A 23327-nucleotide genomic window follows, 5' to 3' on the forward strand; every position below is an offset into this window, starting at 1 on the left:
CGCGATCCGTGGAAAGGTCCTCAATGGAGAACCCGCTCGTCATCGACCCGGCCGGCAACGACGTCCAGGGAGAGGCCGCGAAACTGCGGGAAAGGGGGCCGGTGACTCCCGTGGAACTGCCCGGCGGAGTCGTCGCGTGGGCGGTGACCGGCCAGGAGCAGCTCAAACGGCTGCTGGCCGATCCCCGGGTGTCGAAGAACCCGAATCTGCACTGGACCCCGTACATCAACGGCGAGATCGCGGAGGACTGGCCGCTGCGCCTGTGGGTCTCGGTACAGAACATGTTCACCGCCTACGGCGACGACCACCGGCGGCTCCGCAACATCATCTCGCGGGCGTTCACCCCGCGCCGCACCGAGGCCCTCCGGCCGGACGTCGAGGAGATCACGCGCTCCCTCCTGGACGGGCTGGCGGCGTCCCCCGGCGGGTCCGCCGACCTGCGCGAGGCGTTCGCCTACCCGCTGCCGATCGAGGTGATCTGCCGGCTGTTCGGCGTCCCGCAGGAGACCCGGCCGGCCCTGCGCCGCTGCGTCGACGGCATCTTCAACACGGCGCTGACGCCCGAGGAGTCCGTCGCCAACCAGACCGAGATGTACGGCATCCTGCAGGAGTTCGTCGCGTTCCGGCGCCGGGAGCCGGCCGACGACCTGGCCGGCGTCCTCATCTCCTCCCGGGACGAGGAGGGGTCGCGGCTGAGCGAGGACGAACTGGTCGACACGCTGATCCTGATGATCTCCGCCGGGCACGAGACGACGGTGAACCTGCTCGACCAGGCCATCACGGCGCTGCTGAGGCACCCGGAGCAGCGCGCGCTCGTCCGGTCGGGCGAGGTGCCGTGGAGCGAGGTGATCGAGGAGGCGCTGCGCTGGCAGGCGCCCGTCGCGAACCTGCCGCTCCGCTACGCCGTGGAGGACATCGACGTCGACGGCGTCACGATCGGCAAGGGCGAGGCGATCCTCGCGGCCTACGCGGCGGCGGGACGCGACCTTTCCCTGCACGGCGAGGACGCCGACCTGTTCGACATAACGCGCGCGAACAAGGAGCACATCTCCTTCGGGCACGGCGTGCACTTCTGCGTGGGGTCGCATCTCGCGCGGATGGAGGCCGAGGTGTCACTGCCCGCGCTCTTCGAGCGTTTCCCGGAGATGTCGCTCGCGGTCGATCCGATGGAGCTGCGCCCGGTCGAGTCGTTCATCTCCAACGGTCACCGGGCACTGCCGGTCAACCTCAATTCCTGAGCCGGTGCCGTCCGTTTCCCCGGCCCGGCCGCGAAAAGCCGGGGAAACGGACGGCCCGACGCAACATTCATTCGTCCCGGACGGGCGGATTCACGTGTTCCGGCGGGCCCTCGCCCGGCGTTTGCCCTCGTGCATCGCCTGGACCCGGGCGATGGGGATCGTGCGGCCCTGCTCGATCAGATCGGCGGGAACCGGCTGCGGCTCCGGCAGCAGATCCGCCCAGGGGTCGCGGTCGGCCAGGAGGGCGGCGGCCGTCCGGACCGTGAAGTCGGTCGGCGTCACGCGGTCGAGATCGTCCCACGGCACGGGGAAGGAGACCGGCGTACCGGGACGGATCCGCGGGCTGTAGGCGGCGACGACGGTGGCGCCGCCGGCGCGGGTCGAGTCGAGGAACACCTTGCCGCCCCGGTCCTCGCGGATGAACGCCGTCGTGACCAGGCCGGGGTCGAGACGTTCGGCGCGCACGGCCAGGGCGCGTGTGGCGGCGGCGACGTCCTCGATGGACGTCCCGCCGTCCAGGGGCACGAACACGTGCACGCCCTTGGCGCCGCTCGTCTTGACGGCGCCCCGCAGCCCTGAGTCCTCCATCGCTTGGCGGACGAGGCGGGCTGCGGCGACCGCGACACCGAACGCGTCCGGTTCCGGCGGGTCGATGTCCATGACCATGTGGGTGGGCCTGTCCCACGCCTCGGCGCGGACCAGGGGCGGGTGGTACTCGACGGCGCGCTGGTTCGCGAACCACAGCAGCGTGCGCCGGTCGTCGCACAGCGCGTAGGACACCTCGCGCTGGGACGACTCCGCCCACATCGTCACCGTCCGCACCCAGGACGGCGTGTACTTGGGGATGTTCTTCTGCATGAACGGCTTCTGGCCGCGCAGGACGCGTTTGACCGACAGCGGACGGCCGGCGAGCCGCGGGACGATGCGTCCGGCGACGGCGTCCAGGTAGTCGACCAGATCGCGTTTCGTCGCGTCCGCCCCCTCGAACAGGGGCTGGTCGAGGTTCGTCAGCCGAACCCCGTCACGCTCCTCATCGGCGCTCACTTCACCACCATCGCACGCGGCAAGGACAAACGCCCCTCCGGTAACGTCGCGTCCATGTTCGTTCCAGCGCATTTCTCCGCGGGCGATGCCGAGGTCAGGGACCTGCTGGCCGGCTGCGGTGCGGCCGACCTCGTCACCAGCACGCCGCGCGGGCTCGTCGCGACGTTCCTGCCCGTCCTGTTCGACCCGACGGTGGGCGAGCACGGCGCGCTGCTGGCGCATGTGGCGCGCAACAACGATCAGTGGAGCGAACCCGCCGCCGGGGAGTCGCTGTTCATCGTCCATGGGCCGGACGCCTATGTGACGCCGTCCTGGTACGCGTCCAAGCGCGAGCACGGACGGGTCGTGCCGACGTGGAACTACCTGACCGCGCACGTCTACGGCCGCCTCGCCGTCCACGACGACCAGGCCTGGGTCGGGTCGATGGTCCGCCGCCTGACCGATCATCACGAGGGGCGGCGTGCCCCCTCCTGGTCGGTGGACGACGCCCCGCCCGCCTTCATCGACGGCCAGCTACGGGCGATCGTGGGCCTCGAACTGGTCATCACCAGGATCGAGGCGAAGGCGAAGATGAGCCAGAACCGTCCGGAGGCCGACCGCGAAGGCGTGGTCGAGGGCTACCTGGCGGAGGGCGACACCGCGATGGCCGAGGCCGTCCGCGACGCCTCGGCGTAACCCCCTGGACGACCGGCGGTGCCGGTCAGGTCGAGCGGGGGCGCCAGGGGGACTCCGGGGAGGTGGGACGGGGATCGGCCGCCACCTGGAGCGCATAGGTGGGGGTGGCGGCTTCCACGGGGCCCAGATAGGTGTGGCCGGTCAGGTGGCACCACGCCGGAAGGTCGATGGGGGCCGCCGGATCGCTGGCGATCAGGTGGATCACGGTGCCGGCGGCCAGATCGGCGATGTGGCCGCGCAGTTCCAGCAGCAGGCGCACGCAGGAGCGGTCACCCCCGTCGATGACCACTGGATCCGTGCTCATTGCCACCCCCGGTTCCGTAACGCTTGCAGCCTGCTTGGGGAAATATAGGCGTTTGGTGTGACAACGGCTGTGGTCAGTCCAGGATGGCGCGCGATGTCGCCGGGAGGGCGGGTCGTCCCGGTGATGGCTTTACTCGCACGCAAGCCTTGACTCAGCAGTGTCAGACGCGGGTCCGGGTGCCGGACGAGCGGGCCGTCAAAACGCGACAAAACAGGATCAATCGCAAGTGAACGGGATCGTCGGGGATATGGGGGAGGGAGGTCCTAGACTTGACTCTTTCTTTCAGGTCTCGTCCAGCTTTGGAGCTTACAGTCGCAGTGAAGTAACCCCCGTTGTCATCCAGATGAGGAAATCGGCTTTGGGGCGAGTCATGGATCTCGGAATGGGACGAGTGGAGTGCACGGAGACCTGCGGGACGCTGACGTTCCCGGCCGAGGTCGACCTGAGCAACGGCGACGCGATCCTCGCTCAGGCCGTCGGCCTTCTCGACTCCGGGATCCCGGCCCTGATCCTCGACCTGACCGGCTGCACCTTCTGCGACTCCAACGGGCTGAACGTGATCACGCACTCCCAGATGCGGGCGACCGAACTGGGCGTGCCGATGTGGGTCGTGCTGCCGCCGCGCGGGATCGTCCGCCGCGTGTCGGAGGTGGCCGGGCTGCCGCGCCGGGTGGCGATCGCGCCCGACGTGGCGACCGCCCGGGAGGCGCTGGCGGCGGCCGCGCCGTAGCGCTCAGCGCTCCAGCACGCGGTCGATCCACCGGTCCGACTCGCCGAGGAGCAGGTGGCCCGCGCCGAGGATGCTGGCGTCGCGGCCCGCGCGGGACGTGGCGATCTCCAGGTTGCGGGTGGCGAGCGGCAGGCAGCGCTCGTAGATGACGCCCCGGATCGTCGCGACGAGCGGTTCGGCGTTGGACAGGCTGCCGCCGATGACCAGGGCGTCGGGGTTGAAGAAGTTCACCAGGGCGGTCAGCACGTCCCCGATGAGGCGCCCGGCGGTGCGCACCGCGCTGGTCGCCTGCGGGACGCCGTCGGTGACGAGGTCGACGATCTCCGACGGGCTGCCGGCCTCGATGCCCTGCGCGGCGAGGGCCGCGGCGAGCGCGGCACCGCTCGCGTGGGCCTCCAGGCAGTCGGGGTGACCGCACGAGCAGTCGACGGTGGCGTCGGACAGGATCCGGACGTGGCTGATGTCGCCCGCCGCGCCGCGGCCGCGGTGCAGCCGGCCGTCCACGATGACGCCGCAGCCGATGCCGCTGCCGACCTTGATGACCATGACGTTGTCCAGGGACGGCCATGACCCGCGGTGCTCCCCGACGGCCATGAGGTTGGCGTCGTTCTCGACCAGGGCCGGGACGCCCGCGTGCTCGGTCACGAAGTCGCGGACGGGAAAGTCGTTCCAGCCGGGCATGCGCGAGGGCGAGACGACCTGGCCCGTCGCCGGGTCGACCGGCCCGGGCAGGCCGATCCCGATGCCGCGGACGGGGACGTCGTGCAGCCCGTGGTCGCGGGCGAGCGCGCGGAGACTGCCGATGACCGTGGTCAGCGTCTCCCGGGGCCCCACCGCGATGTCGCACGCGAGATCGGCCAGCGCGAGCGGCGTGCCGGCGAGGTCGACGACGGCGAGGCGGGCGTGGTGCGCGCCGAGGTCGGCGACCAGGAACACGCCCGCCGCGCGGGCGAGGCGGAGGCGGCGAGGCCGCCGGCCCCCGCGCGAGGCCCCGGCGCCTTCCTCCGCGAACAGGCCGGCCTCGATGAGCTGCTCGACCCGCAGCGAGACGCTGGAGGCGGCGAGGCCGGACAGCCGGGCGAGCTCGGCCCGCGACTCCGCCTGACCGGTAGCCACCAGCCGCACAAGCGCCGCCGATCCGTCGTCTCTGCTGTTACGCACCCCAGATAGATAGCATGCGCGAACTTGGTACAGCAACGCGTTGACTTACGTCGATTTGACGTTCTATCGTCCTCGTTGACTTCGATTTCGAAGGAAGTTGGGACGTAGGTGACCGAATGATCGAGGTTCGTGGCCTGCACAAGCGCTTCGGCGAGCACACCGCCCTGCGCGATGTGGACCTGGACGTGGCCCGCGGCGAGGTCGTCGTGGTCATCGGGCCGTCCGGTTCGGGCAAGTCGACGCTGTGCCGGTGCCTGAACCGGCTGGAGACGCCGGACGCGGGCGTGATCCGGGTCGACGGCGAGGAACTGCCCGCCGAGGGACGTGCCCTCGCCCGCCTGCGCGCGGACGTCGGCATGGTGTTCCAGTCGTTCAACCTGTTCCAGCACAAGACCGTCCTGCAGAACATGACGATGGCGCCCACGCGGGTGCGGGGGCTGTCGCGTGCCGAGGCGGAGCGGCGGGCGCGTGAACTGCTCGACCGGGTCGGCATCGGCGAGCAGGCCATGAAGCTCCCGGCGCAGCTGTCCGGCGGCCAGCAGCAGCGCGCCGCGATCGCCCGCGCGCTCGCGATGCGGCCGAAGGCGATGCTGTTCGACGAGCCGACGTCCGCACTCGACCCCGAGATGGTCGGCGAGGTGCTGGACGTGATGACGGGCCTCGCCCGCGACGGCATGACGATGGTGGTCGTCACCCACGAGATGGGGTTCGCCCGCCAGGTCGCCGACCGCGTCGTGTTCATGGCGGACGGCGAGGTCGTCGAGACCGGCACGCCGTCCGCCTTCTTCGACTCCCCCGCCAGCGACCGGGCCCGGGACTTCCTGGCCAAGGTCCTCAGCCACTAGCACGACCCCCCGGCGCGCCGCCCATGGCGCGCCACCCGAGAAAGGTTGATGATCATGGTGCGTACCCTCGCGGGGATGCGGCGCGCGGCGGTGGCCGCGGTCGCCGCACTGTCGCTGACGGGCCTCGCGGCCTGCTCCGGCGGCGACTCCGACCCGGCCGTGCCCGGTTCCGGCGGCGGGAAGACGGCGGACCTGGCGGCCTCGGCGCCGGTCGCGTCGAACATCCCGGCCGGCTCCACCATGGAGAAGATCAAGCAGCGCGGCGAGCTGGTCGTGGGCGGTTCGCTGGACGCGCCGCTGCTGTCCCAGCAGAACCCGGCGACGAAGAAGGTCGAGGGGCTGGACGCCGACTTCGGCCGGCTGCTCGCCAAGTACATCATCGGCAAGCCAAACGTGAAGATCGTCAACTCGGCGTCGGAGACGCGGGAGGCGCTGCTGTCCAACGGCACCGTCGACGTGGTGTTCCAGACGTACAGCATCACGCCGGAACGCGCCAAGCAGGTCGCGTTCGCCGGGCCGTACTACAGCTCCGGCCTGGTCATCGCCACCAAGAAGGACGAGACGGGCATCAAGACGCCGGCCGACCTGAAGGGCAAGACGGTCATCGCGGGCGCCAACACCCCGGCGATCCCCGCGATCAAGAAGGCCGCCCCGGACGCGAAGATCGTCACGTTCGGCAGCGACCCCGAGTGCGTCCAGGCGCTCAAGCAGGGCCGCGGCGCCGCCTACGTCCAGGACCAGGCCATCCTGCTGGCGACCGCCAAGCAGGACCCGACCATCCAGATCCAGGGCGAGCCGTTCACCAGCGACCCGTACGGGATCGGCCTCAAGCACGGCGACGCCCAGATGAAGCAGTTCGTCAACGACTGGCTCAAGAACATCGAGGCGTCCGGCCTGTGGGCGAAGGTCTGGAAGAACTCGATCGGAACGGTGGTGCAGGGCGAGGCCCCGCAGCCGCCCGCGATCGGCTCCGCGAAGGGCTCGGAGTAACCGTCACCCCATGAACGTCATCACCGATCACCTCGGCGAGTTCGGCGACGGCCTGCTGCTCACCGTCGAACTGACGCTGCTGTCGCTCGCCGGCGCGCTCGCGGCCGGGATCGCCGTCGCCGCGATGCGGGTCGGGCCGGTGCGCGTGCTGCGCGCCGCCGGGATGGCCTACGTCGAGGTGCTGCAGAACATCCCGCTGCTGGTGTGGCTCGTCATCGCCGTGTTCGGGCTGCCCGAGATCGGGGTGATCGCCGGGCTGTTCACCACCTCGGTCGTCGTCATCGCCCTCTACCAGGGGGCGTACATGGCCGAGGCGATCCGCTCCGGGATCAACGCGGTGCCGGCCGGGCAGGGCGAGGCGGCCCGGGCGCTCGGGCTGACGTTCGTCCAGTCGCTGCGGCTGGTCGTCCTCCCGCAGGCGCTGCGGACGGTCGTCCAGCCGCTCGGCAACATCGCGATCATGACGCTGATGAACACGGCGCTGGCCGCGGCGGTCGGCGTGGTCGAGCTGACCGCCGCGGCGAACCGGGTCAACCTCGCCGAGGCGCGGCCGATCTGGATCTTCGTGACGGCGGGCCTGGCGTACATGGCGCTGTCGGCGGTCTTCGGGCTGGTGACCGGCGGCCTCGAACGGAAGCTGGCGATCCTGCGATGACCTCGTCCCGCCTGCTGTTCGACGAACCGGGGCCGCGCGCGCAGCGCCGCACCCGGATCGCCACCGCGCTGAGCCTGCTGGCCGGTGCCGTCCTCGTCGCGCTCGCGCTGCGCCAGTTCGGCGAGAACGGGCAGCTCGCCGCCGACCGGTGGCGCCCCTACGGGACCTGGCCGATGTGGCGGTACCTGCTGGAGGGCCTCCGCTCCACGCTGTACGCCGCGGTCGTGTCGATCGCGCTGGCCATGGCGGCGGGCGTCGTCCTCGCGCTCGGACGGCTGTCGCCGGCGCGGTGGCTGCGCGTCCCGTCGGCGGCCTATGTCGAGATCGTCCGGACGATTCCGGCGCTGCTCCTCGTCTACGTCGTGCTGTTCGCGCTGCCGAAGTACGGGATCGACCTGCCCCTGTTCTGGAAGCTCGTGGTGCCGCTGTCGGTGTCCAACGCCGCCGCGTTCGCCGAGATCTTCCGGGCCGGGATCCGGTCGGTGGAGCGCGGCCAGCTGGAGGCGGGCCTCGCGCTCGGCCTGACCCGCGGCCGGGCGATGCGGCTGATCGTCCTGCCGCAGGCGGCGCGGCGCGTGCTGCCGTCGCTGGTCAGCCAGTCCGCGGGGCTGCTGAAGGACACCTCGCTCGGCTACGTCGTCAGCTACGCCGAGCTGCTCTACAGCGGGAAGGTGCTGGCGAACTACAACCACCTGCTCATCCAGACCTACCTGGTGATCGCGCTGATCTACCTGGTGATCAACGCGTCGCTGGCCAAGCTCGCGCGGACGCTGGAGGCGCGGCAGCGGACCCGCCCGTCCCGCGCCGTCCGCGAGGCCGTCCCCGCCGCGACACCGTGAGGACCGAGATGTACGAAGTACTGGCCGAGGTCGTCCGGAACGGCTTCGTCGAGAGCCGCCACTACGGCAGCGTCGCCGGGCTGGCCCCGGACGGGACGCTCGCCCACGTGCGCGGGAACGTCGAGGAGACCGTCCTGCCGCGGTCCACCACCAAGCCGTTCCAGGCGCTCGCCTGCCTGCGGGCGGGCGCGCCGCTGGCCGGGGAACGCCTCGCGATCGCGGCGGGCAGCCACACCGGCGAGGACTTCCACGTCAAGACGGTCGAGGGCATCCTCTCCGACGCCGGTCTGAGCGTGGACGCACTGCAGTGCCCGGCGTCCTGGCCCGAGGACGAGCCCACCAAGGCGTCGCTCATCCGGGCGGGCGAAGGCGAGTCGCGGGTGCGGATGAACTGCTCCGGCAAGCACGCCGGCATGCTCGCCGCGTGCGCCGCCAACGGCTGGCCGTTCGGCACCTACCTCTCGCCTGAGCACCCGTTGCAACTGGCCGTCGAGCAGGTGATGGCCGACTGCGCCGGAGAGGAACCGTCACCCGTCGCGGTGGACGGCTGCGGCGCGCCGCTGTTCGGCCTCACCCTGGCGGGCCTCGCCAGGGCCGCGCGCTCCCTCGTCCTGTCCGAGGAGGCCCGACCCGTCGCGGACGCCATGCGCGCCCACCCCGAGTACGTGGGCGGGACGGAGCACGCCAACACCGCGTTCATGCGGGCCCTGCCCGGCTCGGTCGCCAAGGGCGGCGCGGAGGGCGTGTTCGTCGCCGCCACCGCCGAGGGCCACGCGGTCGCGGTGAAGGTCATCGACGGCAGCCCCCGCGCCACCACCGCCATCGCGCTGCGCGCGCTCGCCGCGCTCGGCGCGGACACCGCCCCCGCCGCGCCGCTCGGCGCCGTCCCCGTCCTCGGCGGCGGACGCCCGGTCGGCGAGATACGCACCACCGAGGAAGGACGTACGTGAGCCTCACCTACGAGATCTGCATCGACAGCGTCGCGGGCGCCATCGCCGCCGAGAAGGCGGGCGCCCACCGCGTCGAACTGTGCGCGGCGCTGTTCGAGGGAGGGCTCACCCCGACCCTGGGCACGGTCCGCGCCGCGCTCGCCGCCGTGTCGTCCATCAAGGTGAACGTCATCATCCGCCCGCGCGGCGGCGACTTCATCTTCGACGAGCACGAGGTCGCGGCGATGGAGCACGACGTGGCGCTCGTCCGCGAGGCCGGCGTGAACGGCGTCGTGATCGGCGCGCTGACGCCCGAGGGGACGATCGACCGTCCCGTCGTGGAGCGGCTCATCGCGGCTGCGGACGGGCTGCCCGTCACCTTCCACCGGGCCTTCGACATGGCCGCCGACCCGTTCGGCACCCTGGACGCCCTGGCCGGACTCGGCGTGGCCCGCGTCCTTACTTCCGGGCAGGACGTGAGCGTGCTGGAAGGTGCGCCGCTGATCGCCGAGCTGGTGAAGCACGCCGGCGACCGCATCATCGTCATGCCGGGCGGCGGCGTCACCGACCGCAACGTGGCCCGCGTCGTCGAGGCCACCGGGGCCCGGGAGATCCACTTCGCCGCGCTCAGCGAGGAGCCGAGCCCGGCCGTCCACCGCAACCCCCACCCGTTCATGGGCGGCGAGCTGCGGCAACCCGAGTACCGCCGCCTGGTCACGACGTCGGCCGGCGTCTCCTCGGTGATCCACGCCGCGACCTGACCCCCCGCGAGCGGGCGCCCGGCGCACGTCACACCCGTTCGATGCGGGCGCGGCGGATGAGGAACTTGCCGGCTTCGCGCACCTGCTCGAACGCGGCGTCGTTCAGGAGCAGGCAACTCCCGGAGGTGGACGTGACCTCGACGGTCGTCGACTTGCCGTTGTCGAGGTTGGTGACCTTCACCTTCGTCCCGGCGGGAAGGGTGCTGCTGGACGCGGCAGGCGCGCCCGCCTCACCGGACAGCGTCACGGTCGACCCCGGGCACACGACGTCACCGGACGCGGCCGGGGCCGCGCTCGTCGATGGCCGGGCGGGTGCGCTCGACGCCGGCGGCTGACCGGACCCCTCCGCCGCGCCGGTCGCGGCCGTACCGGCGGCGGCCTCCTCCTTGCTGCAGAACGATTCGGTGAAGGCGTCGACGGTCTCGCCCCTCGCCTTCTTGGCCCGCTGGCCGAGGCAGAGCGAGGAGACCTTGTTCGCCGGGCCGAGGCCGCTGACCGCGTTGGTGGTGTTGGCGAAACGCTCACGCTGGCGACAGTTGAACGCCAGCCCGAAGTCCAGCGCCGGGTCGCCCTGCGCGGCCCGTGCGTTGACCGCCTGGCACGTCGCGCTGATCTGCATCGCGGGTTTCTCGCCGCCGGCCCGCGCCGCCTGGCGCCGGTCCTCCAGCGCGGCGAACTCCGCTTGGTCGCAGTTCTCGGCGGCACCGACGTTCACGGCCCTGCCGGCCGCGATGTCCTGCCGGATCCGGGCGCAGGCCGACGACTCCGCCGCGACTTGGCCCGCCACCCGCTCCTCCCCGCCCCCGCAGGAGACCGCCCCGCCCAGCACCGCGAGCAGCCCTGCCATGCCGAGCACGGTGCGCGCACCACCCGTCCGTCTCACGATCCACTCCCCTTCGACCGACTGCTCGGATTACGCAGGCCGGGCCAGGGGAGTTCAAAGGTCACCTAATGGACATCGCCTCCGGGCCGGGCAGTTCTTTGCGTGATCTTGTGGTGGTGAGGACCGCGGAGAGTTGCGGACGGGGCATGGATGACTGGGACCGAGGCCGAGGGACGGCGCCGACGAGCGGGAGCGGAACGCATGCAGGTGAAGCTGGAGGCCGAACTCGGGCGCATTCCGATCGTGGACGTGGCGCCGGTGGTGGGGTGTGGCCGGTGGCCGGCGAAGGCGGTGGTGGGCGAGACCGTCGAGGTGTCGGCGACGGTGTTCCGTGAGGGGCACGAGATGCTGGGTGCGGCGGTGGTGCTGCGGACGCCGGACGGGGAGGAGCTGCCGCCGCGGCCGATGGCCGAGGTGGGTGTGGGGCTGGACCGGTGGTCGGCCCGGGTGACGCCGACGGAGATGGGGTCGTGGTCGTTCCGGGTGGAGGCGTGGGGCGATCCGATCGCGCACTGGTGGCACGACGCCCAGATCAAGATCCCCCGCGGCCAGGACGTCGAGCTCATGCTCGCCGAAGGCGTGGCACTGTTCATGCGTTCGGCGCGCGAGGTTCCGACGGAGGATCGCCGGGTCCTGGCCCGGCTCGCCCGCTTCCTGTCAGATGAGGACGAGGACGCGCTGGAACGCCTCGCCGCGGCCGGAGACCCGGCAGTTCTGGACATCCTGGGGCGTCATCCGTTGCGGGATCTGCTGACCGTGAGCGACTGGTACCCGCTGGTGGTGCACCGGCAACGCGCCCTGTACGGCGCCTGGTACGAGTTCTTCCCCCGCTCCGAAGGCGCCGCCTTCGACCCCATCGGCCGCCGCGGCCCGACCTCGGGCACCTTCCGCACCGCGATGAAACGCCTCCCCGCCATCGCCGACATGGGCTTCGACGTCATCTACCTGCCCCCCATCCACCCCATCGGCACCACCCACCGCAAAGGCCCCAACAACACCCTGGACGCCGGCCCCTACGACCCCGGCTCCCCCTGGGCCATCGGCTCACAACACGGCGGCCATGACGCGATCCACCCCGACCTGGGCACCCTGACCGACTTCGACGCCTTCGTCGCCTACGCCGCCGACCACGGCCTGGAAGTCGCCCTGGACCTGGCCCTGCAATGCTCCCCCGACCACCCCTGGGTCACCCAGCACCCCGAATGGTTCACCACCCGCGCCGACGGCACCATCGCCCACGCCGAGAACCCGCCCAAGAAATACCAGGACATCTACCCCCTCAACTTCGACCACGACCCCCACGGCCTGGCCACCGAAATCCACCGCGTCATCCGGCACTGGACGAACCACGGCGTACGGATCTTCCGCGTCGACAACCCCCACACCAAACCCGTCGCGTTCTGGGAACGGCTCCTGGCCGACATCAACACCACCGACCCCGACGTCATCTTCCTCGCCGAAGCCTTCACCCGACCCGCCATGATGCACACCCTGGCCAAAATCGGATTCCACCAGTCCTACACCTACTTCACCTGGCGCAACGCCGCCGACGAACTCCGCGAATACTTCACCGAACTCACCGGCCCGGCCGCGACGTACATGCGCCCCAACGCCTTCACCAACACCCCCGACATCCTCAACGAATACCTCCAGCACGGCGGCCGCCCCGCCTTCGAAATCCGCGCCGTGCTCGCCGCGCTGCTCTCCCCCACCTGGGGCATCTACACCGGCTACGAACTATGCGAGAACACCCCCGTCCGCCCCGGCAGCGAGGAATACCGCGACTCAGAGAAATACCAGTACCGGCCCCGCGACTGGGAAGCCGCCGACCGCACCGGCACCACCATCGCCCCCCTCATCACCAGGCTCAACACCCTCCGCAATGCGCATCCGGCGTTGCAGCAACTCCGCAACCTGCACTTCCACCACATCGACCAACCCGAACTCCTCGCCTTCTCCAAACGCCACCTCGACGACGTCGTGCTGACCGTGGTCAACCTCAACCCCCACCAACCCCGCGAAGCCACCCTCCACCTCGACCTGCCCGCCCTCGGCCTCCCCGACGACCCCACCCACCAATTCACCATCACCGACGAACTCGACGCCACCACCTACACCTGGACCAAATCCAACTACGTCCGCCTCGACCCGCACACCAAGCCCGCGCACGTCTTCACGGTCGAGCGGAACGAGAGACATGCGCGGGCTGGTGGCGGACAGGCCGCCGGAGGAGCAGGTGCCGGGACGGACGCGACGCCGGCGGGGACCGGCCGGAGTTCGCGGGCCGTCAGGAACCGGCCCTGGGCGAACGGGAGCTGACCGGCTCCGGGATCAGACCGGCGCCGCGCCGCCGAGCAGGCGGTCCTCGATGGACCGGCAGCCGGTGAACACCGAGCCGAGCCCCTCGCGGTCGATGATCTCCCGGAGCTTGGCCGGCAGCGCCGGAAGCGCGAGGCAGCCGCCCTCGGCGGCGACGCGCCAGCGGATGCCGAGCAGGATGGGCAGCGGGTCGCAGCGGACGCCGAGCCGGTCGTGCATCCGCACCATCAGGTGCCGCAGGTTCCCCTCGACCAGGGTGGTGAGGGTCTCCCCGAGCCGCGGCACGGTGACCTCGTCCAGCACGCCGGACAGGTGGACGACGGTGTGGTCGCCGTCGCCCGCCGCCGTCGTGGTGATCGTCAGTTCGGACGGGGCGGGCGGCGTCGGGGTGAGCCCGGCGTCCCCGGGATGCAGGGCGCGGATGGCGTCGAGCACATGCGTGGTGTCGACCTCCCCCGCCGTCCCGTCCGGGATGGGCGCGGCCGTCGCCGACGCGACGTCCGCGAACACCGGGACGAGCTGCGCCAGCCCGGTGAGGTGCAGCGCCCGCCGCACATGCGCGGACAGGGCGGGCACCACGGCCCGCAGCGGGCAGCCGAGCAGCTGCGCCCGCGTCTCGGCGCGCGCCAGCAGGACGAGCCCGGCGGCGTCCAGCAGGACCGCGTCCCCGAAGTCGACGACGACTCCGCCGCGCCGCATCCCGCGCGGGCCTGCGCAGGCGAGGGACAGCGCCTTGCTCACCCCCTCCCGGATCCCCGCGTAGTTCTGCCAGCTGATCTGCGCGGGCAGGCTGAGCACGATGAACCCTCGCCGGGTCTCGATGCCGAGGCCCGGCACGGTCGTGTCCTTCATCTGTCACATCCCGATCGGGGTTCGAGCGGCCGCGCGGGCGCGCCGGGGCGGAGCGGTCGGACGGCCGGGCGGTCTGGACGCGGGCCGCTCGTCCGGATAGGGCGGGCGACCGCCCCGCACGACGCCCGTCAGCCGGGACGCCGCGAGGCGCTCGATGGTCCGCGTCTCGGGCCGCACCCCGAGATGGGTGCAGCAGCACCACAGGTCGTCCACGCAGCGGCGCACCCGCTCCACCGGGATGTCGGCGAAACGCACGCGCAGCCGCGCCACGAGGTCATCGCGCGTCGGTACGACCGATGGCGACATCTCCCAGCGCTCCACTGTCCCTCCGATCGCTTCTGGACGGACGCTTTCCGTCCGAACCGAGCAGAACCCGCCACGGCGGCGGGTTCTGAGCTTGGAAATGACCTACCCGGGGGTTGCGACAGAAAAAGCGACGAACCTAAAAACCCGGACATGACACAACCGGTGCGCGGCAAGTATTCGCGGCCCGCAGCGCCAGTGAACGGGCCGTGAATCGCCGTGTTTTTACGCTGCCTTTCCGAACGATCACGCTCCGTACTGAAGCTTTTACGGATGGTTGCCAGGCGCGCAGACACCTCTCCCTGGCGGAGGGAATCGCTGATCTAGATGTCGCCGACACACCCGGGGTGGACCCATGCACGGCCAGTCGAAGAACTTCACCCGCAGCACGTCCGACGAGGTCAGCGCGCCGGAGACGGACTCCGGCCCGCCCGCGGACGCGCCCGGACCGCACCCCGGACCGCTTCCGGGGCCGGCCGCCGGCCCTGTCCCGGACCCGTTCGACGAGCAGTCTCCGCGCACACCGCACTGGTTCAAGACGGCGGTGTTCTACGAGGTGTCGGTACGCGGGTTCGCCGACTCCAACAACGACGGCTACGGCGACCTGCGCGGCCTGATCTCCCGCCTGGACCACCTGCAATGGCTCGGCATCGACTGCCTGTGGCTACTGCCCATCTACCAATCACCCCTGCGCGACGGCGGCTACGACATCGCCGAATACACCAAAATCCTCCCCGACTTCGGCGAACTCGGCGACTTCGTCGAACTCATCGAACAAGCCCACGCCCGCGGCATCCGCGTCATCGCCGACCTGGTCATGAACCACACCTCCGACCAACACCCCTGGTTCCAAGCCTCCCGCACCGACCCCCACGGCCCCTTCGGCGACTTCTACATGTGGGCCGACGACGACACCGGCTACCCCGACGCCCGCATCATCTTCATCGACACCGAATCCTCCAACTGGACCTACGACCCCATCCGCGGCCAGTACTACTGGCACCGCTTCTTCACCCACCAACCCGACCTCAACTACGACAACCCCGCCGTCCAAGACGCCATGCTGGAAAACCTCCGCTTCTGGCTCGACCTGGGCATCGACGGATTCCGCCTCGACGCCGTCCCCTACCTGTACGCCCGCGAAGGCACCAACTGCGAAAACCTCCCCCAAACCCACGCCTACCTCAAACGCGTCCGCGCCGAAGTCGACCGCCTCTACCCCGACCGCGTCCTGCTCGCAGAAGCCAACCAATGGCCCGCCGACGTCGTCGAATACTTCGGCGACCCCGCCGCCGGCGGCGACGAATGCCACATGGCCTTCCACTTCCCCGTCATGCCCCGCATCTTCATGGCCGTCCGCCGCGAACAGCGCTACCCCATCTCCGAAATCATGGCCCAAACCCCCAAAATCCCCGAATCCTGCCAATGGGGCATCTTCCTCCGCAACCACGACGAACTCACCCTGGAAATGGTCACCGACGAAGAACGCGACTACATGTACACCGAATACGCCAAAGACCCCCGCATGAAAGCCAACATCGGCATCCGCCGCCGCCTGGCCCCCCTCCTGGACAACGACCGCAACCAACTCGAACTCTTCACCGCCCTCCTGCTCTCCCTCCCCGGCTCACCCGTCCTGTACTACGGCGACGAAATCGGCATGGGCGACAACATCTGGCTCGGCGACCGCGACGCCGTCCGCACCCCCATGCAATGGACCCCCGACCGCAACGCCGGCTTCTCCCACTGCGACCCCGCCCGCCTCTACCTCCCCGTCATCATGGACCCCATCTACGGCTACCAAGCCGTCAACGTCGAAGCACAAGCCAACAACCCCGGATCCCTGCTCCACTGGACCCGCAAAATGATCGAAATCCGCCAACGCCACCCCGTCTTCGGCGTCGGCTCCTACGTCGAACTATCCGCCTCCAACCCCTCCGTCCTCGCCTTCACCCGCGAGATCACCGAGGACGAGAGCCCGTGGGGCCAGATGGACACGATCCTGTGCGTCAGCAACCTGTCGCGCTTCCCGCAGCCGGTCGAACTCGACATGCGGCGCTTCGAGGGCTACTCCCCTGTCGAGTGCATGGGCGGCGTCCAGTTCCCGGCCATCGGCGAGCTGCCCTATCTGCTGACCCTGCCCGGGCACGGCTTCTACTGGTTCCAGCTGAGTCCTCCGGAGAACGGCGACGCGGAGGCGAGCGCGGACGCGGGTCCGGGCACGCGCGCGGGAAGGACCGTCTGACCGTGCTGCCACCAGAACCGGACCTGGTCCGGGACCTCGCCGAGTGGCTGCCCCGGCAGCGGTGGTTCGGCGGCAAGGACGGCCCCATCGACGACCTGTCCATCGCCACCGCCACCACGCTGCTCCCCGGCGACCCCGGCCTGCACCACCTCGTCCTCGACGTCCGCCAGAACCGCACCACCGACCACTACCAGCTCCTCCTCGGCACCCGCCGCGACCTGCCCGACCGGCTCCGGCATGTCGAGATCGGCGGCGTACGCGACACCGGGCTCCGGCTGTACGACGCCGCACACGACCCGGACCTGACCCGGGTCCTGCTGGACGCCCTGGCGGGCGAGGCGTCGGCCGGCCCGCTGCGGTTCCACCACGCCGACGGCGCCCGCATCCGGACGGACCTGGCGAGCCTGCCCATCACCGCCGAGCAGAGCAACACGTCGCTGCTGTTCGGCGACTCCTACATCTGCAAGCTGTTCCGGCGGCTCAGCCAGGGCGTCAACCTCGACCTTGAGGTCAACCTCGCGCTGACCCGCGGCGGCTGCACCCACGTCCCGGCCGTCCTCGGCTGGATCGAGCTGGAGCCGGGACACGGCGCGGGCGACGCCGGGGAGCCGGTCACGCTCGGCCTCCTGTCGGACTACCTGCACACCGGCGCGGACGGCTGGAGTCTCGCGATCGCCAGCGTCCGCGACTGGTACGCGCACACGCTGCCGCCCGGCGACGACGAGTGGGCGGAGCTGGACGCGAGCGCCGCCGGCGGCGACTTCGCGGCCGAGGCCGAACGGCTCGGGGCGGCCACCGCCGAGGTGCACCGCGCCCTCGCCGACGCGTTCGGGGTGACCATCCTCCCCGCCGGCGAGGTCCGCGCGATGGCGGCGCGGATGAACGCCGAGCTGACCGGCACCTGCCGCGCTGTGCCCGGCCTGGCACCGCACGCGAAGGCGCTCACGGCGGCGTTCCTCGACCTGGCGGCGCACGCGTCGCCGCTGCCCGTCCAGCGCGTCCACGGCGACTACCACCTAGGCCAGGTGCTGCGCACCGAGTCGGGCTGGACGCTGCTGGACTTCGAGGGCGAGCCGGCGCGGACGCAGACCGAGCGGCGGGCCCTCGCGCATCCGCTGCGCGACGTCGCCGGGATGCTCCGCTCGTTCGAGTACGCGGCGCGGTTCCTCATCACCAAGGCGGGCACGGTGCCGACCGAGTCGGGGCCGCGGCTGGAGACCCGGGCGCACGCCTGGGCGGCCCGGAACAGGGCCGCGTTCTGCCGCGGCTACGCTGCGGCCGGCGGGCCCGATCCGGCCGCCCATTCGGTGCTCATCCGCGCATTCGAATTCGAGAAGGCCGTCTACGAGGTGCGGTACGAGGCGCGGAACCGGCCGGCCTGGCTGCCGGTCCCGCTGAAATCGCTGGCCCATCTGACCGTCTGATAAAAGACACCGAAGCCGGCAGCCAATTCCGAGCTATGATCATGCAAAATCGGCGGGCTCTCCCAATTCCGTGCCGATCAACGGGTATCCGAACTCTCGGCAGGAAGATCACCTGCGGAAAGTGGATCCGGAACGGAGAGCCCTGGAATGTCCATCGCAAGCCACGCGCACAAGGACCCGGCCGGAAGAGAAACGGCCGGAAGCCGGTCATCGGCCGGGCATGCCGGCCGCACCCCGGCGGCCACCCGAAAACAGAGACTGCTCCGGACGGCCGTCACCATGACGGCGACCGGGCTCGCGCTCGCGGTCCCGATGGGCTCGCAGGCGCTCGCGGCGCTCAATCCCGTCGTGCTGAAGAGCCTGCATCTCGACGCGGCCACGCTGGAGAAGGTCCAGGCGTACGACAAGTACCGGACCCGTGAGAAGAACCAGCGGAAGCGCGCGAAGAAGGCGCTGCGATTCGCCCGCGAGCAGATCGGCAAGCCGTACCGGTGGGGCGCGGACGGGCCGAGCGGCTACGACTGCTCCGGTCTCGCGATGGCCGCATGGCGCAAGGCGGGCGTCAAACTCCCGCGCGTCACCTACGCTCAGTACCGCAAGGTGGACCGGAAAGTGGCGCTCAAGGACCTCAAGCCCGGGGACCTCGTCTTCTTCCACGGCCGCAGCCACGTCGGCATGTATGTGGGGCACGGTCGATTCCTGCACGCGCCCCACGCCGGCGCCAGGGTCCGCATTGACGAACTCGGCGCACGGCGAAGAAAGCAGTTCGCCGGCGCCGTACGGCCCGGCGCGCCCGCTTATCGGGAGTGGTCGCCGTCGGTGCGGGAGCTCGTCGAGAAGATCGACAGAATGAGCGTGGAGAAGAGAGCGGACCTTAAACCGCCCGATAAGAAGCGGACCCCCCAGATTCCGCCACCTGACGCTACATTTCCCGAGAAAGCCGACAATCCCCCAATGACCGCCCCCGGACACACCCCGGCGGAAGATGCCGCGCCACCCGGCGCCCCCGCCGCGAAGCCCGCCCCCCGGCCGCGGACCAGACCGCGGCCCCACCGGCACCCGAAGCCCTTCTGGGACATCCCCGGTTCCCAGCCATGGGCCGAGTACACCGGTCCCTGAGGTCCCTCTCACCGGCGCGGCGATGCCGGGCACCCGGCATCGCCGCACCGCCACGTGCCGCCCGGCCTGGAGCGCGCCGGATGCCTGTGCCGCGGACCTGGCGGCCCCCGGGAGCAGCGGCGGCTCGCCCGGCCGAGGGCGGTGCAGGAGCCACAGGTCGGGGCCGCCGGGCGCCAGAGTGATCACGGCCCGCAGCGCGCCGGCACGCAGCAGGTTGCCGCGGATGCGGCGGCCGGGCCGGCGGCTCGCGACGGCCGACGGCATCAGCACCGCGGCGCCCAGGCCAGCTGCAGGGCCCTGACAAGGGCCGATCCTCTCGGGTGATCGGCGGCCTCCGCTTCGGTGAGCTGCCCGCCGTCCACGGGCGACTGAACCCATCGTGTGGTCGCGGGTGATCTGGAACAGGTCGCCGGCACGCAGCAGGTAGGCGCGGGAGTCACCGATATGGGCGACGGCGAGACGGCTTCCTTGCGGCTCGACCAAGATCGCCGAAGGGACTTCCGGGCGGCGCCCGCCGGGATACCGTTCGGATGTGGACAAAGACGACAGGCCCTCGATCGCGGACATCCCGCACGATGTGCCGACGTCCGCCCGGGCCTACGGGTGGCTGCTCGGCGGCAAGGACAACTACGAGGTCGACCGGCGGTTCATCCGGGGACAGCTGGAGCACCACCCCGCCGGGCTGGACATCACCCGGCAGAACCGCCTGTTCCTGTACCGCGCCGTCCGGTACCTCGCCGCCGAGGCCGGGATCCGCCAGTTCATCGACATGGGCTGCGGCCTGCCGACCGACGCCAACGTCCATCAGGTCGCCCAGCTGTTCGCGCCGGACGCACGGGTCGTCTACGTCGACATCGACCCGATCGTCCTCGCGCACGGGCGGGCGCTGCTGGCCGGCGACTCCTCGACCACGGTCATCCAGGCGGACATGCGCGACCAGGACGCCGTCCTGGAGGACGACGACGTGAAGCGCCTGATCGACTTCTCCGAGCCGGTCGCGACGCTGTTCCTGTCGGTCGGCCACCACCTGCCGGACGCCGACGACCCCCGCCGCGTCCTGAACACGATCATGGACCGTGCCGCGCCCGGCAGCCACCTCACGTTCTCCCAGGTCGCGTGCGACGACCCGGTGAAGAGCGCGGAGATGACCGAGCAGGTCACCGGCGCCGGGATCCCGTGGCAGACGCGCACGCCCGCCGAGATCGACGCCCTGCTGTCCGGGTTCGACCCCGTCGAGCCGGGCCTGTGCAACCTGGTCGACTGGCGTCCGCTGGACGTGCAGCCGCCGCTCGCCCCGGTCCCGTCCGAGCTGGCGAAGTACGAGGGCGCCTCCAAGCGGGACCGGACCATCTACGAGTACGGCGGCGTCGTCCGCAAGCGTTAGAGCCCGGCGTCACAGGCCGCCGTCCCGAGGCCGGGACGGCGGCCTGTGACGTATGCCCAGATTCCCGAAATCAGCAACTCGACCGGCACGAACCGGGACGAGCCATGCTAGGTTGCAGTGAAAATCGTTTTCATTTTCGGGAGCCCCTCATGTTCTCTGCCCAGCGTGCCCGCGTGTCCGGGGCGGGCGCCGTCCTCGCCGCCTCGGCGCTCGCCCTCGGCGGCTGCGGGTCGTCTTCCGACGCTGCGGAGCCGGGCGGCGCATCCGTCTCCGTGGTGGCCTCGACCAACGTGTACGGGGACATCGCGCGGCAGATCGGCGGCCGCGAGGTGAAGGTGACGTCGTTCATCAGCGATCCCGCGCAGGACCCGCACTCCTTCGAGGCGGGCACGCGCAACCGGCTCGCGCTGTCGAGGGCCGGGGTGGTCATCGAGAACGGCGGCGGCTACGACGACTTCGTGGGCACGCTGCTCAAGGGCGCGGGGTCCAAGGCAGAGGTGCTCAACGCCGTCAAGGTCTCCGGGAAGACCGCGCCGGCGGGCGAGGAACTCAACGAGCACGTCTGGTACGACCTTCCGTCCGTCGCGCTGCTCGCCGACCGGATCTCGGCCGCGCTCGGCAGGGCCGACCCGGAGAACGCCGGAACGTACTCGTCGAACGCCGCCGCTTTCAAGGCGAAGCTGAAGACGCTGGAGGGGAGGGTGGCGGCGATCAAGGCCGCGCACGCGGGCGATGGTGTCGCCATCACCGAGCCCGTGCCCGTCTACCTGCTGGAGGCGGCGGGCCTTAAGAACGAGACGCCGGAGGAGTTCAGCGAGGCGATCGAGGAGGGCGATGACGTCCCGCCGAGGACGCTGCGGGACACGCTCGCGCTGCTCACGGGCAAGAAGGTGAAGGCGCTCGTCTACAACGCGCAGACGAGCGGGCCGCAGACCGAGCAGGTCGAGAAGGCGGCGAAGGACGCCGGTGTCCCCGTCGTGCCGGTCACCGAGACCCTGCCCGCCGGGCAGGACTACGTCAGCTGGATGGACGGCAACATCGCCGCGCTGCAGAAGGCGCTGTCGTGATCGCCTTGCGCGACCTGGCCCTCTCCTACGGGGAGCGGACACTGTGGCGGGGGCTCGACCTCGACGTGGCGGCCGGTGAGTTCCTCGTCGTCGTCGGGTCGAACGGGTCGGGCAAGACGAGCCTGCTCAGGGTGCTGCTCGGGCTTCTGCGGCCGTCGGCCGGGACGGTCGCGGTGAACGGCCGCCCGCCGCGGCGGGGCAGCGACCTCATCGGCTACGTCCCGCAGCACAAGGCCGTCCCGGCGCACACCCCGCTGCGGGCCCGCGACCTGGTGCGGCTCGGCATCGACGGGCACCGCTGGGGGCCGCGGCCGCCGCGCCGCGAGGCGCGCCGCCGCGTCGAGAGCAGCCTGCGCGACGTGGGCGCCGCGTCCTTCGCGGACGTTCCGCTCGACCTGCTGTCGGGAGGTGAACTCCAGCGCGTACGGATCGCCCAGGCACTCGCGACCGACCCGCGCGTCCTGCTCTGCGACGAGCCGCTGGCCTCCCTGGACGCCGACCACCAGCGGATCGTCGGCGACCTGATCGACCGGCGGCGCCGCGAGCACGGCACCACGGTCGTGTTCGTCACCCACGAGGTCGATCCGGTCCTGCCGTTCGCCGACCGGGTCCTGGACATGGCCGGCGTGCTGGGATCGGGGGCGGCATGAGCTGGCACGAGGTCTGGCGCGAGATCTTCAACTTCGAGGACTACGGGGCGCTGCTCGGACTGGTCCGGAACTCGCTGATCGCGGGGGCCGTGCTCGGGCTCGTCGGCGGGCTCGCGGGGACGTTCGTCGTCATGCGCGACCTCGCGTTCGCCGTGCACGGCATCAGCGAGCTGTCGTTCGCGGGGGCGGCGGCCGCGCTGCTGCTCGGCACCAGCGTGGCGGTCGGCTCCATCGCGGGGGCGCTGGCCGCCGCCGCGCTGATCGGGATGCTCGGCGCGAAGGCGCGGGACCGGGGCTCGGTCATCGGCGTGCTGATGCCCTTCGGGCTCGGGCTCGGCGTGCTGTTCCTGTCGCTGTACAAGGGACGGTCGGCCAACAAGTTCGGCATCCTCACCGGGCAGATCGTCGCGATCGACGCGCCGCGGCTGTCGTGGCTGCTCGCGACGTCGGCGGTGGTCCTGGTGTGCCTCGCGGTCATGTGGCGTCCGCTGGCGTTCGCCAGCCTGGACCCGGACGTGGCCGCGGCGCGGGGCGTCCCGGTGCGGGCGCTGTCGCTCGTCTTCATGCTGGTGCTCGGCCTCGCGGTCGCCGTGTCCGTGCAGGTCGTGGGGGCGCTGCTGGTGCTCGCGCTGATCTGCACCCCGGCCGCCGCCGCGGTGCGGGTCACCGCGTCGCCGGTGCTCGTGCCGGTGCTGAGCACGGTCCTCGCGACGGTGTCGGTGGTCGGCGGGATCCTGCTGTCGATCGGCTCCAGTATCCCGATCAGCCCGTACGTCACGACGATCTCGTTCGCCCTGTACGGGGTGTGCCGCGCGGCCGGAGCGGTCCGCGCGCGGCGCGGCTGGACGGCGCGGCGCGCGGCGGCGCGGTTCGACACCGTCCCAACATGATCTCTTGGTGCCCGCCCGGC

23 protein-coding genes and 1 pseudogene are annotated in these 23327 nt (G+C 71.1%); 17 read left to right on the forward strand and 7 right to left on the reverse strand.

Features of this window, described 5'->3' with window-relative positions; all coding sequences use genetic code 11:
- The first annotated feature begins 23 nt into the window (after nt 1–23).
- Nucleotides 24–1238, forward strand: coding sequence for a cytochrome P450 family protein (locus ACQPZP_RS27795; protein WP_433472667.1), 1215 nt, complete (start codon nt 24–26; stop codon nt 1236–1238).
- 90 nt (nt 1239–1328) lie between these two features.
- On the opposite strand, the gene ligD is transcribed toward ACQPZP_RS27795, so the two are convergent.
- On the reverse strand, nt 1329–2282 hold the full coding sequence (ligD, locus tag ACQPZP_RS27800; protein ID WP_433472668.1) for a non-homologous end-joining DNA ligase: 954 nt from the start codon (nt 2280–2282) through the stop codon (nt 1329–1331).
- A 54-nt stretch (nt 2283–2336) separates the two neighbouring features.
- On the opposite strand from ligD, the gene ACQPZP_RS27805 reads away from it, so the two are divergent.
- Entirely contained in the window at nt 2337–2957 is a 621-nt protein-coding gene (locus tag ACQPZP_RS27805) for an FMN-binding negative transcriptional regulator (RefSeq protein ID WP_433472669.1), read from the forward strand.
- A gap of 25 nt (nt 2958–2982) precedes the next feature.
- Here ACQPZP_RS27805 and ACQPZP_RS27810 read toward each other — a convergent pair whose 3' ends face one another.
- On the reverse strand, nt 2983–3261 hold the full coding sequence (locus ACQPZP_RS27810) for a sulfurtransferase TusA family protein (RefSeq protein ID WP_433472670.1): 279 nt from the start codon (nt 3259–3261) through the stop codon (nt 2983–2985).
- 382 nt (nt 3262–3643) lie between these two features.
- On the opposite strand from ACQPZP_RS27810, the gene ACQPZP_RS27815 reads away from it, so the two are divergent.
- Entirely contained in the window at nt 3644–3991 is a 348-nt protein-coding gene (locus ACQPZP_RS27815) for an STAS domain-containing protein (RefSeq protein ID WP_433472671.1), read from the forward strand.
- A 3-nt stretch (nt 3992–3994) separates the two neighbouring features.
- Here ACQPZP_RS27815 and ACQPZP_RS27820 read toward each other — a convergent pair whose 3' ends face one another.
- Complete coding sequence (locus ACQPZP_RS27820; RefSeq protein ID WP_433472672.1) at nt 3995–5152, reverse strand: ROK family protein; 1158 nt, start codon at nt 5150–5152, stop codon at nt 3995–3997.
- Nucleotides 5153–5268: 116 nt separating this feature from the next.
- Here ACQPZP_RS27820 and ACQPZP_RS27825 point away from each other — a divergent pair, with 116 nt between their 5' ends.
- Genes ACQPZP_RS27825 through ACQPZP_RS27850 form a run of 6 tightly spaced genes read left to right on the forward strand, consistent with a single transcriptional unit; the run spans nt 5269 to nt 10171 of the window.
- Nucleotides 5269–5997: an amino acid ABC transporter ATP-binding protein gene (locus ACQPZP_RS27825; protein ID WP_433472673.1), complete on the forward strand. Its 729-nt coding sequence runs from the start codon at nt 5269–5271 to the stop codon at nt 5995–5997.
- Between the two features lie 54 nt (nt 5998–6051).
- Entirely contained in the window at nt 6052–6987 is a 936-nt protein-coding gene (locus tag ACQPZP_RS27830; RefSeq protein WP_433472674.1) for a glutamate ABC transporter substrate-binding protein, read from the forward strand.
- 10 nt (nt 6988–6997) lie between these two features.
- The gene (locus tag ACQPZP_RS27835) at nt 6998–7642 is read left to right on the forward strand and encodes an amino acid ABC transporter permease (protein ID WP_433462278.1); all 645 of its coding nucleotides are present in this window, start codon (nt 6998–7000) and stop codon (nt 7640–7642) included.
- On the forward strand, nt 7639–8481 hold the full coding sequence (locus tag ACQPZP_RS27840; RefSeq protein WP_433472675.1) for an amino acid ABC transporter permease: 843 nt from the start codon (nt 7639–7641) through the stop codon (nt 8479–8481). The genes ACQPZP_RS27835 and ACQPZP_RS27840 overlap by 4 nt, the downstream gene beginning before the upstream one ends.
- A gap of 8 nt (nt 8482–8489) precedes the next feature.
- Nucleotides 8490–9431 (forward strand): asparaginase, encoded by a 942-nt coding sequence (locus ACQPZP_RS27845; protein WP_433472676.1) that lies wholly within the window; start codon nt 8490–8492, stop codon nt 9429–9431.
- Nucleotides 9428–10171: a copper homeostasis protein CutC gene (locus ACQPZP_RS27850; protein ID WP_433472677.1), complete on the forward strand. Its 744-nt coding sequence runs from the start codon at nt 9428–9430 to the stop codon at nt 10169–10171. Before ACQPZP_RS27845 ends, ACQPZP_RS27850 begins: the two co-directional genes overlap by 4 nt.
- Nucleotides 10172–10199: 28 nt before the next feature.
- On the opposite strand, the gene ACQPZP_RS27855 is transcribed toward ACQPZP_RS27850, so the two are convergent.
- Complete coding sequence (locus ACQPZP_RS27855) at nt 10200–11054, reverse strand: hypothetical protein (RefSeq protein WP_433472678.1); 855 nt, start codon at nt 11052–11054, stop codon at nt 10200–10202.
- 201 nt (nt 11055–11255) lie between these two features.
- Here ACQPZP_RS27855 and ACQPZP_RS27860 point away from each other — a divergent pair, with 201 nt between their 5' ends.
- Nucleotides 11256–13373, forward strand: a complete 2118-nt coding sequence (locus ACQPZP_RS27860) for an alpha-1,4-glucan--maltose-1-phosphate maltosyltransferase (RefSeq protein WP_433472679.1) — start codon at nt 11256–11258, stop codon at nt 13371–13373.
- Between the two features lie 12 nt (nt 13374–13385).
- On the opposite strand, the gene ACQPZP_RS27865 is transcribed toward ACQPZP_RS27860, so the two are convergent.
- A complete protein-coding gene (locus ACQPZP_RS27865; protein WP_433472680.1) occupies nt 13386–14225 on the reverse strand; it encodes an STAS domain-containing protein in 840 nt (279 codons plus the stop codon).
- A 3-nt stretch (nt 14226–14228) separates the two neighbouring features.
- Nucleotides 14229–14531, reverse strand: coding sequence for a hypothetical protein (locus tag ACQPZP_RS27870; RefSeq protein ID WP_433472681.1), 303 nt, complete (start codon nt 14529–14531; stop codon nt 14229–14231).
- A 352-nt stretch (nt 14532–14883) separates the two neighbouring features.
- Between ACQPZP_RS27870 and treS the strand changes: the two genes are divergently transcribed.
- The 3 genes from treS (at nt 14884) to ACQPZP_RS27885 (ending at nt 19316) form a co-directional block, all read left to right on the forward strand.
- Entirely contained in the window at nt 14884–16773 is a 1890-nt protein-coding gene (gene treS, locus ACQPZP_RS27875; RefSeq protein WP_433472682.1) for a maltose alpha-D-glucosyltransferase, read from the forward strand.
- A gap of 2 nt (nt 16774–16775) precedes the next feature.
- On the forward strand, nt 16776–18197 hold the full coding sequence (locus ACQPZP_RS27880) for a maltokinase N-terminal cap-like domain-containing protein (RefSeq protein ID WP_433472683.1): 1422 nt from the start codon (nt 16776–16778) through the stop codon (nt 18195–18197).
- A 147-nt stretch (nt 18198–18344) separates the two neighbouring features.
- Complete coding sequence (locus ACQPZP_RS27885; protein WP_433472684.1) at nt 18345–19316, forward strand: C40 family peptidase; 972 nt, start codon at nt 18345–18347, stop codon at nt 19314–19316.
- Between the two features lie 429 nt (nt 19317–19745).
- Here ACQPZP_RS27885 and ACQPZP_RS27890 read toward each other — a convergent pair.
- Nucleotides 19746–19883, reverse strand: a pseudogene (locus ACQPZP_RS27890) (hypothetical protein); the annotation flags it as partial.
- Here ACQPZP_RS27890 and ACQPZP_RS27895 point away from each other — a divergent pair.
- From ACQPZP_RS27895 to ACQPZP_RS27910, 4 genes are all read left to right on the forward strand, one after another.
- Nucleotides 19849–20700, forward strand: coding sequence for an SAM-dependent methyltransferase (locus ACQPZP_RS27895; protein ID WP_433472685.1), 852 nt, complete (start codon nt 19849–19851; stop codon nt 20698–20700). The pseudogene ACQPZP_RS27890 and the gene ACQPZP_RS27895 sit on opposite strands and share 35 nt — an antisense overlap.
- A gap of 149 nt (nt 20701–20849) precedes the next feature.
- Nucleotides 20850–21767 carry a metal ABC transporter solute-binding protein, Zn/Mn family gene (locus ACQPZP_RS27900; protein WP_433472686.1) on the forward strand — a complete coding sequence of 306 codons (918 nt, stop codon included), beginning with the start codon at nt 20850–20852 and terminating at the stop codon, nt 21765–21767.
- The gene (locus ACQPZP_RS27905) at nt 21764–22417 is read left to right on the forward strand and encodes a metal ABC transporter ATP-binding protein (protein WP_433472687.1); all 654 of its coding nucleotides are present in this window, start codon (nt 21764–21766) and stop codon (nt 22415–22417) included. Before ACQPZP_RS27900 ends, ACQPZP_RS27905 begins: the two co-directional genes overlap by 4 nt.
- Nucleotides 22414–23307, forward strand: coding sequence for a metal ABC transporter permease (locus tag ACQPZP_RS27910; protein ID WP_433472688.1), 894 nt, complete (start codon nt 22414–22416; stop codon nt 23305–23307). The genes ACQPZP_RS27905 and ACQPZP_RS27910 overlap by 4 nt, the downstream gene beginning before the upstream one ends.
- The last annotated feature ends 20 nt before the right edge of the window (nt 23308–23327 follow it).

Origin of the sequence: Spirillospora sp. CA-142024 (assembly GCF_050942325.1) — a bacterium.
Classification (GTDB): Bacteria; Actinomycetota; Actinomycetes; order Streptosporangiales; family Streptosporangiaceae; genus Spirillospora.